The sequence below is a fragment of the Mesorhizobium sp. M1328 genome (genome assembly GCF_040318075.1).
GTDB lineage: Bacteria > Pseudomonadota > Alphaproteobacteria > Rhizobiales > Rhizobiaceae > Mesorhizobium.
This window is the reverse complement of record NZ_JAMYLO010000005.1, coordinates 14366-30415: the sequence shown is the minus strand read 5'-3', so window position 1 is coordinate 30415 and position 16050 is coordinate 14366. Positions and strand designations below refer to the sequence as shown.

17 protein-coding genes are annotated in these 16050 nt (G+C 61.2%); 1 reads left to right on the top strand and 16 read right to left on the bottom strand.

Annotated elements, in window-relative coordinates:
• Nucleotides 1-116: 116 nt before the first annotated feature.
• The 6 genes from NKH23_RS12895 to NKH23_RS12870 form a co-directional block, all read right to left on the bottom strand.
• A complete protein-coding gene (locus tag NKH23_RS12895) occupies nt 117-536 on the bottom strand; it encodes a DUF2958 domain-containing protein (RefSeq protein ID WP_352884895.1) in 420 nt (139 codons plus the stop codon).
• A 14-nt stretch (nt 537-550) separates the two neighbouring features.
• Complete coding sequence (locus NKH23_RS12890; RefSeq protein WP_352842612.1) at nt 551-754, bottom strand: hypothetical protein; 204 nt, start codon at nt 752-754, stop codon at nt 551-553.
• Nucleotides 751-1713 (bottom strand): ArdC family protein, encoded by a 963-nt coding sequence (locus NKH23_RS12885; RefSeq protein ID WP_353034757.1) that lies wholly within the window; start codon nt 1711-1713, stop codon nt 751-753. The genes NKH23_RS12890 and NKH23_RS12885 overlap by 4 nt, the downstream gene beginning before the upstream one ends.
• A 487-nt stretch (nt 1714-2200) precedes the next feature.
• Nucleotides 2201-2521, bottom strand: a complete 321-nt coding sequence (locus NKH23_RS12880) for a sunset domain-containing protein (protein ID WP_352707152.1) — start codon at nt 2519-2521, stop codon at nt 2201-2203.
• A gap of 58 nt (nt 2522-2579) precedes the next feature.
• Nucleotides 2580-2807 (bottom strand): hypothetical protein, encoded by a 228-nt coding sequence (locus NKH23_RS12875; RefSeq protein ID WP_353034755.1) that lies wholly within the window; start codon nt 2805-2807, stop codon nt 2580-2582.
• Between the two features lie 135 nt (nt 2808-2942).
• The gene (locus NKH23_RS12870) at nt 2943-3194 is read right to left on the bottom strand and encodes a helix-turn-helix domain-containing protein (protein WP_023722035.1); all 252 of its coding nucleotides are present in this window, start codon (nt 3192-3194) and stop codon (nt 2943-2945) included.
• A gap of 128 nt (nt 3195-3322) precedes the next feature.
• On the opposite strand from NKH23_RS12870, the gene NKH23_RS12865 reads away from it, so the two are divergent.
• Nucleotides 3323-3592 (top strand): DNA -binding domain-containing protein, encoded by a 270-nt coding sequence (locus NKH23_RS12865; protein ID WP_352756854.1) that lies wholly within the window; start codon nt 3323-3325, stop codon nt 3590-3592.
• 95 nt (nt 3593-3687) lie between these two features.
• On the opposite strand, the gene NKH23_RS12860 is transcribed toward NKH23_RS12865, so the two are convergent.
• The 10 genes from NKH23_RS12860 to ccoN all read right to left on the bottom strand — a co-directional run bounded on the left by NKH23_RS12860 (nt 3688) and on the right by ccoN (nt 15504).
• The gene (locus tag NKH23_RS12860) at nt 3688-5595 is read right to left on the bottom strand and encodes a putative bifunctional diguanylate cyclase/phosphodiesterase (RefSeq protein ID WP_353034753.1); all 1908 of its coding nucleotides are present in this window, start codon (nt 5593-5595) and stop codon (nt 3688-3690) included.
• A gap of 303 nt (nt 5596-5898) precedes the next feature.
• Nucleotides 5899-7080, bottom strand: a complete 1182-nt coding sequence (ubiM, locus tag NKH23_RS12855) for a 5-demethoxyubiquinol-8 5-hydroxylase UbiM (protein ID WP_352711153.1) — start codon at nt 7078-7080, stop codon at nt 5899-5901.
• A 423-nt stretch (nt 7081-7503) separates the two neighbouring features.
• Nucleotides 7504-7656 (bottom strand): cbb3-type cytochrome oxidase assembly protein CcoS, encoded by a 153-nt coding sequence (gene ccoS, locus NKH23_RS12850; protein ID WP_023679633.1) that lies wholly within the window; start codon nt 7654-7656, stop codon nt 7504-7506.
• On the bottom strand, nt 7653-9941 hold the full coding sequence (locus tag NKH23_RS12845; protein ID WP_353034751.1) for a cation-translocating P-type ATPase: 2289 nt from the start codon (nt 9939-9941) through the stop codon (nt 7653-7655). Before NKH23_RS12845 ends, ccoS begins: the two co-directional genes overlap by 4 nt.
• Nucleotides 9938-10435, bottom strand: coding sequence for a FixH family protein (locus NKH23_RS12840; RefSeq protein WP_353034749.1), 498 nt, complete (start codon nt 10433-10435; stop codon nt 9938-9940). The genes NKH23_RS12845 and NKH23_RS12840 overlap by 4 nt, the downstream gene beginning before the upstream one ends.
• Nucleotides 10432-11991: a cytochrome c oxidase accessory protein CcoG gene (ccoG, locus tag NKH23_RS12835; RefSeq protein ID WP_353034747.1), complete on the bottom strand. Its 1560-nt coding sequence runs from the start codon at nt 11989-11991 to the stop codon at nt 10432-10434. The genes NKH23_RS12840 and ccoG overlap by 4 nt, the downstream gene beginning before the upstream one ends.
• Before the next feature lie 132 nt (nt 11992-12123).
• Nucleotides 12124-12987, bottom strand: a complete 864-nt coding sequence (gene ccoP / locus NKH23_RS12830; protein ID WP_352808466.1) for a cytochrome-c oxidase, cbb3-type subunit III — start codon at nt 12985-12987, stop codon at nt 12124-12126.
• 2 nt (nt 12988-12989) lie between these two features.
• Nucleotides 12990-13139 carry a cbb3-type cytochrome c oxidase subunit 3 gene (locus NKH23_RS12825; protein ID WP_352457387.1) on the bottom strand — a complete coding sequence of 50 codons (150 nt, stop codon included), beginning with the start codon at nt 13137-13139 and terminating at the stop codon, nt 12990-12992.
• Nucleotides 13140-13150: 11 nt separating this feature from the next.
• Nucleotides 13151-13882: a cytochrome-c oxidase, cbb3-type subunit II gene (ccoO, locus tag NKH23_RS12820; RefSeq protein ID WP_352721684.1), complete on the bottom strand. Its 732-nt coding sequence runs from the start codon at nt 13880-13882 to the stop codon at nt 13151-13153.
• Nucleotides 13873-15504, bottom strand: coding sequence for a cytochrome-c oxidase, cbb3-type subunit I (gene ccoN, locus NKH23_RS12815; protein WP_353034744.1), 1632 nt, complete (start codon nt 15502-15504; stop codon nt 13873-13875). The genes ccoO and ccoN overlap by 10 nt, the downstream gene beginning before the upstream one ends.
• Nucleotides 15505-16050: the final 546 nt, after the last annotated feature.

Genomic DNA, 16050 nt, shown 5'->3' with positions numbered 1-16050 from the left:
GTTGAGCTGATCCAAGGGAATGTGGGCAAGCTGCATGGTTACTCTCCTTTCGCTTTGGTTGAGGTTGTCCCCCGCCGCAGAGGCCGAAGGCCGGCGCGGCGGGACGGTTTTTGCGCCTATCGGCGCTGCTGTTCCGCCGTGTCGGACGGAAGCTCGGAATGGGGCTTTGAAAGGGCGTCTGCTGCCTGCCGCAGAAGTCGCTCGGCCTCGGTGATGTGGCCGCACATGCGGGCGGCTTCGGCATAGACGGAGAGCGTAAAGCGCGCCTGGAAATGCAGGTCGCGCTCGATGCCGAGGCCAAGCGGACCTTTTACGGATGCAAGCTCGGCCAGACTGACGCTGCCGAGTTCGGGGAAGCCGAAGCCGAGATCGCAAAGGCCGAACAGCGTGTCGCCATCGGCGTCGAGTTCGGTCAAAAGCCACGTGGCGGCACCTGAGGGATTAAACAGTTTCACAACGGGAAAATGGTCGATGTCGGCCTCGGCGGCGCCATTGGCGAGCAGTCGTGCGCGCAGTGGATCGGTGATCAGGATCATGGAAAGACTCCTTGTCAGAACAGGTCGAGTTGATTTCTGCTGGCTTCATCGAAGAGGCCGATATCGAGCGGCTTTTGCGCCGCGCGCGGACACATCGGCGCGTTCATCAGGAGGGTGAGCCGATCGCGCGTGGTGATCGGCCGGACACCGGGAATGAGCATCTGCTCGCCTTGCGGCGTCGGCTCGCTCGCGGTCAGTTGAGGATCGCGCATCGTCATGCCGCAATCCCTTCGTGCGCCTCGCCTTCGGCATCGGCCTGAAGGCCAAACAGGAAATCGGCGGCCTTGGAAGCAAGACTGGCGGCACGGAAGATGGCGCGATTGTCCTCGCGCAGCACCTTCAGCCATGAGCCGATGTAATCGGCATGACGCACGGTCGGCTCGATACCGAGATTGCTGCAGACGAAGGCGGCAGTGATTTCGGCGACCAATTCTTCACGCGCGTAAGCCTTGGAGCCGAACGAGCCGGAGAGGTCGCGAGCAAGCCGCGTCGGGTGGCCGGTCCAGTGGCCAAGCTCGTGAAAGCAGGTCCGGTAATAGTCGATCTGCTGATGGAACGCCGGCTGCGGCGGCACCTGAATGTGGTCGCTGCCCGGCATGTAGAAAGCGCGATCGCCGCCGACTCTGAAATCCGCACCGCTGGCGCGAATGAGCGTCTCGGCCTGCGGCACGATCTCGCACTGAGGCAGCGGCTCGGCGGCGGCATAGAGGTCTTCCGGAAGATTATCGCACTGCGCGACATTGAAGACGGTGAAGCGCTTCAAAAAAGGCACGGCCTGTGGTTCATCGCCCTCGTGGCGTGCGCGCTCCTTCTCGTCCTTGGGGACAAAGCGGTCGGCATGCACGATGGTCGTGCCGCGCTCGCCCTTCCTGACGTTGCCGCCAAGGACGAGCGCCTGCCGGAAGGTGAGCCAGTTCTGGCTGGGATAGCTGCGCTCGATGACCGCGCCCCACAGGATGAGGATATTGATGCCGGAATAGGTGCGCCCAGAGGATGCATTCCTCGGCAGGCCAAGGCCTGCCTTTGCGCTGCCCCATGGCTTGACCCATGGCACGGTGCCGCGCTCCAGCTCGGCAATGATGCGGTCGGTGATCTCCTGATAAAGGCTGGCGCCCGGGCGCCCGCCCTTGCCTGCGCCAGCCTCTGTGCTGGCACAACGCTTGCTGTTTGCATGCATCGTCTCATCCTCCGCTCGCCAATCGCCGCGCCTTTCCCCGGAAGCGGGGTGGGCGGCGAGTCACGACCGGAAAGGCCCGCCGTGGGAGGCGGACCGCATCCGAAGGACCGGAACGAAGAGGAGGACCCTGAGCGGGATGCGAAGGGTTGCGGGATGCCGCGGCGGGCCTAGAAGGGAGTGCCGCCCACCCCGCGCCACCGGGAAAGGCCAACAGACAAACCGCGCCGCCCGCAAGGGCGGCGGCCGTCTCAGCCCGAAGGGCTGCCCACGCCAAGGGGCGAAGCCGAATGGCCGAGACCGCCTGAGCTTGCCGAAGAAAAGCGGGCTCGGTTCACGAGCACCTGGTGCGCGTCGTCAGGCGCGCGGGCGCCCGCCAGGACGGCAGGCTGGACAGATTTTTCGAACGGATCGCGATAAATACTTCAAATGAATGCTGCACCGAAAACATGTGCGATGCAGCATTTTCGCAAGCATTTACCACGGACGCTCAGACCCGAGACTTCCGCCACCCAGCCTTGCGCGCGGCTTCCTCCGAACAAAACCAGCGCTCGCCTTTCAACAGGTTGATGCGCGTCTCCCAGTAATATTCCTGTCCGGGAACATGATAGATGCGCTCGCCCGTGTTGTAGCTGATATTGGCTTTGATGTTGCAGCCGAGAGCGGCAGGGCCGATTTCGAAGGCAAGAAAGCCAGCCAGGATTGTTCCACCAGCAACGATCTTTGCCCACAACGGAGCGTCCTTCGAACGATGGCGCTCGCCATACCTGCGACGGTTGTACCGATTGTCTTGATAGCGATGGTTGCCCACGCCCCTTCTCCCCGAAGAGAGAATGCGACGTTTGCAGCCTGGAGTCTATAAGTCTGGTCTAATTCACCGGTCCTGTTCCGAACCATTGAATGAACGGCGCATCCTTACCGGTGATATCCTTCACCGTCTTCAACAGCGCTTCATGGGTGCGTTGGAGAGCCCGGTAATGGTTGCTGGTAGGTGATAGAAGCGGCTGGACGATGCTCTGGTGCAGCCGTTCCGCCTCCGCGAGAAAGCGCTCGATTTCAGCCTGTGAAAGCTGCCTGGAAAGTTTGGTCCTAGCCATTGCGATCTCCGTTGAGGAATCGCCCCACCTAGGATTATCATCCTATATCGGCATGGCTTGGTAAAGACCCACCCGCAGCGGAATGGCAGCTTGCCGAAGAAAAGCGCGCTCGGTTCACGGCACCGGCGCGAGCCGTCAGACGCGCAGGCGCCCGTTAGCCCGCAGGCTGGACAGAATCTCGCACGGATCAGCGTCAAGCGCCGCAGTTAAGTCGAGAAACTCGATGACATCGAGACGCCGCTCTCCACCCTCGTACTTGGCCACGAAGGATTGGGGACGATCAAGCTTCTCGGCCACCTGCGCCTGAGTCAGGCCTTTGGCCTTGCGCAGGGAAACCAGCTGGGCCAGAAACCGCTGGTGGCGGGGCGAGCGAAGAGATTTGGGCATGTAGGCGAACCGGTCGGGTAAAGACCGGATCAGCGACTAATCCCGGTTTCGGATTATCCCATTTTGGGATATGCTGCGTTGCATCCAGCGCTCAACAGCCGAGGCTCGCAACAGGCATGAATCGATCAATGGGAACAGATGAGACTCGAAACTCAACTCTGTGCGACGAAGTCCCCTGGTCGGAGAACCTCACGAGCTACGACAGGCAGCATTTCACGATCTACCTGCGGATCCTGGATGCCTGCGCCGACAATGCCAGCGAAGAGGAGATGGCCGATCTCATTCTAGGCATCGACCCGGCCCTTGAACCGGTCCGCGCCCGCAAGGCTCTTCGCAGCCATATCGACCGGGCGAACTGGATGGTGACGACCGGCTACAAGGAACTGTTCGCCGGCTGACGCACAGCACGGACTGTCATGCTCTTCAAACAAGGACGTTCAGATACCCGTCACTCATGAGCGCACGGCCGCGAGAGACGGCGCGGCGGGAGCGGTCACAACTGGTTCGCGTGCTGTTTGACTGCCATTTCCAGTGCTTGGCTCAGAGGCACAGCCTTGGAGAACAGGAAGCCTTGAGCGGTTCGGCAGCCAAGCTTGTGCAGGGTTTGCCGATCCGCCTCTGTTTCGACGCCCTCGGCCATGACCTCGATCCCGAGCATGTTACCGAGATCGATGACCGATTTGACAAGCAGTCGGTCCTCTCGGGACTTGGCCAAGCCGCGAATGAAGCCCTGGTCTATTTTGACCTTGCGTATCCGACTGTCCTTGAGCGATGCCAACGTAGAAAAGCCGGTGCCGAAGTCATCGAGCGCGATGGAAATGCCCGCATGTGAAAGCCGTCCGAGCTTTTCATCCACTCTGTCCGGGTCCACCGGGGATTCTTCGGTAATCTCGATTTCGAACATCGTTGCAGGGAGGCCTTTTGCCGCCAGACCATCCAAAACCAAGTCGTCGATATCGCCGGCTTCCAGTTCGCGCGGCGAAACATTCATCGCCACACGGAAATCACGACAGTCAGCTTTCACCAAGCCGTCGATAAAAGCACAACAGTCGGCGAAGACGGTTTGCGTCAGCAGCTGAAGCATTCCGGTTTCGCGTGCAGCTGTGATGATTTCGGGTGGAGAGATGGCACCATGAGTCGGATGGGACCACCTCAGCAAGGCTTCAAAACCGACCACGGCCTCGGTGTCGAGTTTCACGATCGGCTGGAACCAAGGTTGCAAGCTTCTCGTCTTTATCGCCGAATGAAGGTCCCGTTCGACGGACTGGCGGCGTTGCAGTTCCCTGTCGAGTTCGGCATCGAACAGGCAAAATTCGTTCCTGCCACGACGCTTGGCCGTGTAAAGGGCGATATCCGCCCGCAACAACATTTCGGTCAGGCCCGGGCTTTCCGCCAGGTATATTCCTATTGATGCCCCGACCCGGACGGACGCGACCTCCCGATAGGGGCGGGCAATTTTTGCTATGATATTGGAGGCGAGATCATTGGCAGAAAGCGAAACCCTCGTTGAGGGAAAAAACAGCACGAACTCATCGCCGCCGATACGAGCGAGCGTTGAGCCTTCCGGTGCTTCCTCCTCTATGCGGCGGGCGATCCTGACAAGCAGTTCATCACCGGTCCTGTGACCGTAGGTATCGTTGACGGATTTGAACCCGTCCAGGTCAACCAGCATTGCCACGAAGGGGCCATCCGCGGTCTCGAACCGTCCGATAGCGTCTTCGAGGCCACGCCTGTTGAGAAGGGCCGTCAGGTGGTCCTGCCTGGAACTGGCCTTCATCTCCGCCGCAAGCCGCTCGGCCTCATGCCTCAGGCGGCTCGCTTCGCGGAACCGTGCTTGCCCAACAAACGAAGCTCGAACCAAGCCGCCCATGAAGAGCAGAACGGTAAAAGCCAGAATGTAGTCTTCAAAATTGCCTTTCGCCAAAAGGCAACCCACCGTGATGAGGAGCGGAGGTGTGATGAAGTTGATCGCCGCCGCGGCATACGAACTGCCGTATGTAACCGCACCAGCTGAAATGCCCGCCAGAATGACCAGATGCAGCGGTGCTTGAGGTGTCGTGTATCCAACAGTCAGGACGGCCAGGAAGGACCAGGCAAACCCTGCCAGAAGAGCAAGGATGCCAAACCAGCGAAGCCGCGGCAAAACCCCCACTAATCCGTCATGGCGCCCCGTTTCCTTTAGCTGATAACGCGCGAGTGCAAGGCGGGCGGCATTTATCGCATTGACGACCAGGAACCAGATTGCAGCTGCAAAGCCGCTGCCAGAAAGGGCGTGCACCGCCCAAATCAGGCCTGACAGGATAGCGCTTATCGGCATCGACACGAAGAGGCCGGCCCTCAGGTCAGCAAGCTGATCCTGACGGATTTTGGCCTCCAGCGTGTCTTCATTCTTCGGGGCCATGGACGGACCAGCTTGCTCCCATCGTTGTTCGCGAGGACAAGCCTACGCAGGCCCACTGAAGGACGGGTTAACTATCCAGCGGGGATAACCAGTGTGCTCACCATGTCTTCGGGGCGCACGTCTGCCTCTTGGCCTTGCCGTCTGACCATCGAGCTCTTGCCCGCACGCGTGCCTTGATCCGAATCATCCCAGGATCGGCAACGTCACCATGGAAGCAGCCCTACCAACGGCATCAACGCGCCCGGCGAGACAAAAGGAAGCCGGGCCGAGATAGCGTTCCAGAGCGGCAGCGCTGCCTGCGATTCACCGCCTGAGCATGGCCGAAATGCCATGGCGGATAAAGGGAAGATATTGGGCAAAGCGAAGCCCTGCATGTCTTGCAAGCCGTGCCGCCGGGTGCTCGCCTGAGTAGAGAGCGACAAGTGCATTCGTAGCATGATAGAGCGGTGCCGCCGACAGACGCAGCCGGCTTTCGTATCTGCCGAGCATGTCGGGATCAGCAATGTCGCGGCGCTCGCGACATGCCGCCAGGATTCTATCGGCGAGTTGCTTCTGGCCACTGAGGCCGATGTTGAAGCCATGCGCGGTCACCGGGTGCATGCCGAGGGCAGCATCGCCGATCAGTGCCGCACTCGGAGCCCAGAACTTGTGCGCCCAGGTCGTGACCAGCGGATAGGCATGGCGGGTGCTTGCCAAGGTCATCTCTCCGAAGCGTCCTCGACACCGGCTCGTCGATTCCATGAGGAACAAATCGTCGTCGAGAGCAAGCAGTCTGTCGGCCTCGCTTGAGCGCAACGTGAGAAGCAGCGACGACACGCCTTCCATGAGCGGCAACATCGCTATCGTCTGATGGTGATCGAACCATTCGACCGCGATCTGGTGATGGGCGCGCTCGTGCCTCACTCGGCAAATCAGCATGGAGTTGCCAAGCCGATTGATGTCGGCGCCAATGCCGAGCAGGTCGCGCGTCGCGGACAAACGCGAATCCGCTGCAACGAGCAGCCGAGCGGCCAATTGCCTGCCATCAGAGAGCGTTATGACTGCTTCTTTGTGGCTGGTTGTTGCATTGACGACCGAGCGGCCGCACAGCAGCTGGGCATGATCCTGGAAGTGGACAAGCTTGAACAGGGCGTCGCGGATCCGACAATTTGGGACCAGAATTCCGAGTGGTTCCCCAGATCCGCTGGGAGAATCGAAGCTCAGGGCGAAAGGGCTCGATCCGTTGAGCACGCGCGCGCCTTGTAGCGGTGATTTGTCCGAAGCGGGGATGGCATCCCAGGCGCCGAGCTCGCGAAGGATTCCAACCGATGCGTGGGTCAGCGCGATCTCACGACCGTCGAAAGCCGGATTCGCCAGGCTTTCGAGCGACTGCCGTTCAACCACTGCCACCTTGAGTCGGCTCTGGGCAAGCGACGCGGCGAAGGAAAGTCCGACCGGCCCGGCTCCGACCACAATAACGTCGAATCTATCGACAGAGCCGGCCATCAGCGTGCCGCCATTGCGTCGGCTATCTGCGACGAAGGGCACTGGAACGCATCGCAATCGATCCACGGTTTGCGGCTCATCTCCCCAAGCGTCTCCACGCGACCTAACCGTCCGTTAGACATCCGTTCTCCGTTCAAAAATGCTCAATGAAACCATGCCGATGAAGAGATAACCCTGATGTGGATCAACCAGGCTCGATAAACGCGGCAACGGCGGGTTCACGGTCGACTGGTCGACCGCCACACCATGGTCTGGTCAGGTCATCATGGAATGGCCGGCTTCCCGTTCGGTGCGGCCCTTTCCTGGCCGAAAGTTCGGCAACGTATTCTGGCTGATCCATTCGCACCCGTCGCGCGCCGAAATCGGCATGACGCGAAGCAACCGCGGAAAATATTCGAGCGAGTCCTCGCAGGGCAGGCTGGGTCAACTGCGTGGCTCGTCGCGGTCGATCAGGATCCGCTCCGCGGCGCCATCGAGATCTTCATATTGGCCGCTCCTCAAGGCCCACAGGAACCCCGCCAGCCCAAGCGCTCCGAGGAACAGGGCCACAGGTATGAGGTAGGCGAGCGTCGTCATGAGGATTGTGCCAGTGCGCCAATGTCGGAGCGCCTGTCATGTCGGGCATCTTGCACCGATGCATTTGACACGAAACCTTGCAGGCGTAGCGCATTGCCGATGACCAGGAGGGACGAGGCGGACATCGCGACCGCCGCGATCAGTGGCGTAACGTGCCCCAGAATGGCGACCGGCACGGCGATGCCATTGTAAACGATCGCGATGGCGATGTTCTGCCGGATCAGCCGTCCGGCCTTCCGCGAAATGTCTAAAGCAAGTGGGACCGCCAGAAGACTTTTACGCAGGAACACGAAATCCGCGGCGTTGCGACCGATATCCGCCGCCGTGGCGGGAGCTATCGAAACGTGTGCGGCGCCCAATGCAGGCGTGTCGTTGAGCCCATCGCCGACCATCAGCACCTTGTGGCCAGTTCGCGTCAATGCTTCGACGTGTTCGACCTTCCCGGAGGGAAGCAACGCGGGAACGAAGCGCTCGACGCCCAGTGCTTCCGCGACTTCGCCGCAGGCAGCTTCTGTGTCGCCCGACAGCATCTCCACCGACACGCCGGCGCCGTTCAGTTGCTCGATGGCCGCCTTGGCATCGGCACGCAGCTCATCCTCGAAATCGAAAGTCGCGACAATGACCCCGTCCTTCGTCAGAACGGTTCCGCCATAGCCTTGTTTGCCTTCGCCGCCGGTCCGGGCTTTCCACTCACGCCATCCGCGGCGACCCAGCCGCCAGGTACTGCCCTCGGCGATGGCTTCGATGCCGAAGCCCGGATGCTCGCTGACGGACGCGAGTTTCGGCTGGCCGGCAAAGGCTGCATTGCCAGCGATTGCCTTCGAAAAGGGATGGCGGGAATGCGCTGCCATCTCGGCCGCCATGGCGAGCATCGTCGGATCGATGGACGGCGCATTGATCAGCCTGGGCAGTCCGAGCGTAAGCGTGCCGGTTTTGTCGAACAATGCCGTGTCGATCCCCGCCAGGCGCTCCATGGCGGAGCCGTCCCTGACCATGACGCCGCTTTCAAACAGCCGCCGCGCAGCGACCACCTGCACGATCGGCACGGCGAGACCGAGCGCACACGGGCATGTAATGATCAAAACGGCGATCGCGATTGTTATTGCCCGGTGCCAGTCGCCGGTCGCCGCCATCCAGCCGAGGAACGTCACAAAGGCGGTGAGGTGGACCACGGGGGCATAGAGCGCGGAGACGCGATCGGCGATCCTGCGATGGCGGGCGCGGCCGCCCTCTGCCGCTTCCATCAGCCGAACGATTTCGGCCAGGAAGGAATCCTTCGCGGCGGCCGTCGCCTCGATGGTCAGTGGACCGGTGAGATTGAGTGTACCGGCCTGGACCTGCGCCCCCGGGCCCACCGTTCTGGGCGTGCTTTCCCCGGAAACCAGGGAACAGTCGAGATCCGACGCCCCGCCAATGATCCTGCCGTCGATGGGCACCCTCTCGCCGGCCGCGATCAAGAGCTCCATTCCCGGTTCGATCTCGCCAACCGGCAAGTAGTCGCGCGAACCGTCCTCGCGCAGCACCATGGCGCCGCGCGCCGCCAGCCGAGCCAGTCCGTTCACGGCCGTCCGTGCCCGTTCCCGCATCACGTGATCCAGCGTGCGGCCGATCAGCAGAAAGAACAGCAGCGACACCGACGCGTCGAAATAAGCATGGTCGCCATGGCTGATCGTCTCGTAGAGGCTCATGGCGTAAGCGAGCGCTACCCCGACCGCGATCGGCACGTCCATGTTGATGCGGCTGTGGCGCAGCGCATTCCAGGCCGAGCGAAAATAGATGCCGCCGGCGAAAGCGAGCGCAGGAATGGCAATCAAGGCAGAGACCCAATGGAACAGGTCGCGGGTCGCGCCTTGCGCGCCGGACCAGACGGAGACTGATAGCAGCATGATGTTGCCCGCCGCAAAGCCGGCGACCGCGACGGCGCGGATCAGTTCCGAGAGCATCTTGTCCTTCCCGTCAGCCTCGGGATCGAACAGGTGCGCGCCATAGCCCAGCCGTCCAAGTGTGGCGACGAATGGCGGAACCTCCTCGCCGCGCCACCGGACCGAAACACGTTTCGTCGAAAGATTGACACGAGCGCCTTCGACGCGATCCAGCTTGCCGATCGCCGTCTCGATCGTCTGGATGCAGGCGGCACAATGCACAGCCGGCACCGAGAGGTCGGTCTGGCGAAGATTTTCGCCAATCGAGCGGCTCGCCAGTCTGATTTCCTGGCCAGAAGGCAGGACCAGTGTGACCTTTTCCAGGTCCAATGCCATTTCGGCGCCTGGCGCGCAGCAGCTCATTGCAGCGCCCCGTGGGAAATCACGATCCGGCGAACGTCGCGATAGGGTTCCGCAAGGCTCGCATGGGCGTCGATTTCGACGATCCAGACGCCATCCTTGGGGATGTGGTGCGCGGCGAATATCTGACCGGAGGCAGCTGCAAGAGTGACGGATTTGTCCTCGGCCTCGTAGGCGGGATGACGAAACAGCACCTTGACGCCATGCACGGCAACCGTCTTGCCGCCAGCATCGGTGAGGCTGTAGCGGACCTCACCGCCTGCGATGGTCAGTTTGCCAGTCCAGCCGAGGGCTGCCTGAGCTCGCCCTTGCTCGGCCTTTTTGTTGAATTGCTGGCTCGCCACATAGGTGTTTTCGACGACAAGGCCGGTCCAGCTCGTGTTGGCGAGCGTCGCCATCGTCAGATTGACCGCTATGACCAAGCCGAAGAAGCCAAGGATGGTGAACAGCATATGCCTGCCGGTGAATTCGCGGGATTGTCGCGAGGTGTCGCTCATCTGGCGATCTCCGGTGCGTTGAAAGTGGCCGTGTATTCGTCCGACTCGAACGTTGCCTTGTTTTCGACCCGGAACTTGAAGCTTTGCGCTGCACCTCGAACCTGATCTGCCGGCTGACGCACGAAAACCTTGAGCATCTTCAGCCGGTCAGGTTCGACCGGGATGGCGAAGGAGCGATCCGCCGGCAGGTCGATGCCGACAACGCTCATTTCGGCTCCATGCAGGCCCTGCATCGTGACAATGATCGTTCTTGGTTCGGGGATCATGTTGAGCAGCTTGACGGTGTAGCCGTTGCGGATCGAACCGTCGGACAGCGTCACGAACTGCGGGTTTCGATCGTGCAGGACATTCAATTCGAGCCGTTCGCGGGTCAGCAGCGAATATAGCAGCGCGAGACCGACCGCCGACCAGGCGCCCATGTAGATGAAGGTGCGCGGGCGAAAGATCTTGCGGATATGGAAACGGGCCACCTTGTCGGAGAACAGGCCGTCAGCGCTCCTGACCAGTGACGGGTTGACTGAACCGGAGCCGCCCGGGGTCGCCAGCATCATGTTGGCGTTGTAGTCGGCCAGCGTCGCATAGGAAATCAGTCCGCGCTCCCTGCCGAGCTTGTCCATGATACCGTCACAGGTATCGATGCAGAGCGCGCAGGTGATGCATTCAAGCTGCTGGCCATCACGAATGTCGATCCCCATCGGGCACACCGCGACACAGCCATTGCAGTCGACGCAGTCGCCGACGGGCTGCCCGGCGGCAAGGACCCTCTTGGCGTGACGCGAGCGCGGTTCGCCGCGCCAGTCATTATAGGTGACGGTGAGGGAATTCTCGTCGAGCATGGCCGCCTGGATGCGCGGCCATGGGCACATGTAGGTGCAGACCTGCTCGCGCATCAGCCCGCCGAACGTATAGGTCGTCGCCGTCAGCACGGACACGGTGATGTAGGCGACGGGGGCGGCGGTGCCGGTGAAGAGTTCCCCAAGCAGCGTCGGCGCATCGGCGAAATAGAAAATCCAGGCGCCGCCGGTCAGCACCCCTATGACCAGCCAAATGGCGTCTTTCGATGTTCGCAGCACGAGTTTGCGCGCAGTCCAGGGACCGGCATCGAGCTTGATGCGCGCGTTGCGGTCGCCCTCGATGGCTCGCTCGACGACCAGAAACAGATCGACCCACACGGTCTGCGGGCAGGTATAGCCGCACCAGGCCCGGCCGACGGTGGATGTGATCAGGAAAAGGCCGACACCGGCCATGACCAGCAGGCCGGCGACGTAGTAGAATTCCTGCGGCCATATCTCGATGAAGAAGAAGTAGAAGCGGCGGTTGGCAAGATCGACCAGCACGGCCTGGTCAGGGGCAAATGGCCCGCGATCCCACCGCAGCCAGGGGGTCAGGTAGTAGATCCCCAGCGTGATTGCCATCACCGACCACTTGAAGCGGCGGAAACTGCCAGAGGCCCGGTTCGGGAAGATCTTCTTGCGTCCGGCATAGAGCGGCTGACGGGTCTTGGCGGAGTTGACCGCATCGGCTTCGAGCCGTTCTATTTGCGTGTTATCGAGCACGAGAAGCTCCAGTCACCAGCGACGATTTCGCCGGAAGCCCGACCCATCGGTTTCTGGATGATGCCGAGGCCCGGCTCGCGCCGGGCCTCGTCGCTTGGCGGTTGGGGGGAGGACGAGAATAGGCTTGCGTTCCTATTCTCCGCCGCCAAGCGAATGGACATAGACCGCGAGTTCCTTGACCTTGATCTCGCCGAGACGCCCGATCCAGGCCGGCATGACGCCATGCCTCGGGGCGCGGACCTGCGCGGCGATGGCTGTTTCGCCAGACCCGTAAAGCCAGATCGCGTCGGTCAGGTCGGGTGCGCCGAGCTCCCTGTTGCCCTTTGCATTCTCACCATGACAGGCCGCACAATTCTCGGCGAAAACATTGGCGCCGAGTTCGATCAGGCTTGTGTCCTGAACAGGATCGGAGAGGCTTGCGACATAGGCGCCGACCTGCTTGATCTGATCCGTCGTGATGATGTCGCCAAAAGCAGGCATTTCCGACAGGCGCGTATCCGGGTCTGATGCGAAGCGGATGCCGTGCGCAATCGTCTGCTGGATCTGTTCGGCGTTGCCACCCCACAGCCAATCGTCGTCGTTTAGGTTGGGAAAACCCTTGGACCCTTGAGCGCCCGAGCCATGGCACTGCACGCAATTGACCTTGAACGCGGCGCCACCTGCGGCGACCGCGAATTCGCGTAGCGTATCGTCGGCAGTAATCTCGGAGACGGTCTTCGCCTGAATGGCAGCGACATATTTGTCCTTGGCCACTTCGGCCGCCGCCAGTTCATTCTTGACGTCTTTGCGGCTCGAATACCCCAGCACACCCCTGGTCGCGGAAGTCAGCATCGGCCATGCCGGATAGACGACGGTGTAGCCGATCGCCCAGGCAATGGTGATGTAGAAGGTGATGACCCACCAGCGCGGAAGCGGGTTGTTGAGTTCCTTGATGCCGTCCCACTCATGGCCGGTCGTCGAGATGCCCGAAACCTCGTCGATATGCTCGCTGCCCATGATCAGTCGTCCTTGAGAGGAATGTGAGCGGCTCTCTCGGCTTGCCTGCGGCTGCCGGGACGAAATGCAAAGGCAACGCATCCGAGGAAGAAAAGTGCCATGGCAAGCAGGCCCCAGCTGTCGGCAAACTCCCGCATGAAATTGTAGGTCATCGCCATTCTCCTCAGCGGTAACCGGCGGCTTCGTCATAGGTCCTGAAATCGACCAGCGTGCCGAGCATCTGGAGATAGGCGACCAGCGCATCCATTTCGGTGACCTGCTGCGGATCGCCGTCGAAGTCCCCAACCTTGACTTTCGGATAGCGTCTCTCCAGGCCCGATGTGTCGGCATTCGCATCGGCCTGCGCCATGAGATCGGCATTGGCATGAGCGATCATGTCGTCTGAATAGGGCACACCGACACGGCTGTTGGCGATCAGATGCGTCGAGAAATCCTTCACCTCGATTGGCATGTCCTTCAGGAACGCGTAGCTCGGCATGATCGATTCCGGCACCACCGAACGCGGCTCGGTGAGATGCTGGACGTGCCATCCGTTCGAGTAGCGATCGCCGACCCGGGCGAGATCCGGCCCGGTGCGCTTCGAGCCCCACTGAAACGGGTGGTCGTACATCGACTCGGCCGCCAGGCTATAGTGGCCGTAGCGCTCGACCTCGTCGCGGAACGGCCTTATCATCTGGCTATGGCAGAGGTAACAGCCCTCGCGCGCATAGATGTTGCGCCCGGCGAGCTCGAGCGGCGAATAGGGCCGCATGCCTTCGACCTTCTCGATGGTGTTGTCGAGATAGAAGAGCGGCGCGATCTCGACGATACCGCCGATTGTTACGACCAGCAGGGACCCGAGGAGAAGAAGTGTGGCGTTCTTCTCGATGACCGCGTGTCTGTCCATCAAGCCCATTTTCTGGCTCCTGATCGCACAGGCTGGAGGGCGGGGATGGAGCGCGGCATCGGATCCTCCTCGCGCTGGTAGCCGAGGATGGTCATGGCGATGTTCCAGGCCATGATGAGGGCGCCCGACAGATACATCGCGCCGCCGATGGCACGCATGATGTAGTAGGGATGCATGGCGGCGACGGTTTCGGCGAAGGAGTAGACCAGGAAGCCCTGCTCGTCGTACTCGCGCCACATCAGGCCCTGCATGATGCCGGACACCCACATGACAGCGGCGTAGACGACGATCCCAAGTGTCGCCAGCCAGAAGTGCCAGGTGACGAGCCGCAGCGAATAGAGCCGTTCACGGCTCCAAAGCTTCGGCACCATGTAGTAGATCGCGCCGAACGATATCATGCCAACCCATCCGAGCGCGCCCGAATGAACGTGACCGATGGTCCAGTCGGTGTAGTGCGAGAGCGAATTGACCGTCTTGATCGCCATCATCGGGCCTTCGAAGGTCGACATGCCGTAGAAGGCGACGGCCATCACCATCATGCGGATGATCGGGTCGGTCCGGATCTTGTCCCAGGCGCCGGATAGCGTCATCAGGCCGTTGATCATGCCGCCCCATGACGGCATCCAGAGCATGATCGAGAACACCATCCCGAGCGTCTGCGCCCAGTCAGGGAGTGCGGTGTAGTGGAGGTGATGGGGGCCGGCCCAGATGTAGAGAAAGATCAAAGCCCAGAAGTGGATGATCGACAGCCGGTAGGAATAGACCGGCCGGTTGGCCTGCTTGGGCACGAAGTAATACATCATGCCGAGGAAGCCGGCGGTGAGGAAGAAGCCCACGGCATTGTGGCCGTACCACCATTGCGTCAGGGCGTCCTGTACGCCGGAGAAGGCTGAATAGCTCTTGGAGCCCCGGAAGGAGACCGGCATCGACAGGTTGTTGATCACATGCAGCATTGCGATGGTCACGATGAATGCAAGGTAGAACCAGTTGGCGACATAGATGTGCGGTTCCTTGCGCTTTAGGATCGTGCCGAGGAACAGGATGAGATAGGCGACCCAGACAATGGTCAGCCACAGGTCCACATACCATTCGGGCTCGGCGTATTCGCGGCTCTCGGTGATGCCGAGCAGGTAGCCGGTTGCCGCCATGACGATGAACAGCTGATAGCCCCAGAACACGAACCAGCCGAGATCGCCGCCGAACAGACGCGCGCGGCAGGTGCGCTGCACCACATAGAGAGACGTGCAAATCAGCGCGTTGCCGCCGAAAGCGAACACAACACCGGATGTGTGCAGCGGCCGCAGTCGGCCGAAATTGAACCAGGGCTGGATGTTGAGATCCGGGTAGGCGAGCTGCAGGGCGATGACCACGCCGACCAGCATGCCGACGACGCCCCAGAATACGGTGGCGATGGCACCGTAGCGGATCGGCCCATCCATGTAAGCGGCGGGGTCGATCGGAACTGTCGGCTTGAACTCCGTGTTGCGCAACAGAATCGCAGTGAAGCCAGCCACGGCGAAGAACAAAACCCACATATGCTGGCGAAAAGGTTCATCTACGCCGAAGCCGGCAGCCACCAGGGCCGCAAACGCAAACAGGCTTAGAAGGACGATCTCTGTGCCGAATTTCATCGCAAGCCCCGATTTCCAATTCCGGCGGGCGCCAAACCGCAGTGCCTTATTGCGCAGCCGTGGCCTGCTCGCCCTGATCCATGTCAGAGCCGCACGATTTGCTTCGAGCAGCATCGAGTTCGGTGCGATCAGACTGTGGCGATCGAATTTGGAAGCGCAGCATCGGCCACCACGCTTAATCGACAGGCCCGGCGTCCCCGGTCGGGCCGGGTATGGAGGCGATCGCGGGCGTGTGGGGAAGCGCGCCTTCTGTGGAAAGTAGGCCGATGCCTTGCCGAACGTCGATCGTTTCAATGCCTTGGGACAGCCAGCGCCAGCGTTGCGCTGCCTTCGTGACATTCATCGTTCGGGGAGCCAACAGTTTCAAGTACTTAGCCGATCCAAAAAATCGGAGGAAAACGGCTGATCGCTGATCTGATGATTGCCGCGATCGTCGTGTGACAGGAGGGCTTCGCACGATTTCAGTATCGCCAACGCCCTTTCACGGCGGTAACAGGGGTTCGATTCCCCTTGGGCGTACCAGCAATTTCAAGCACTAGCTCATCT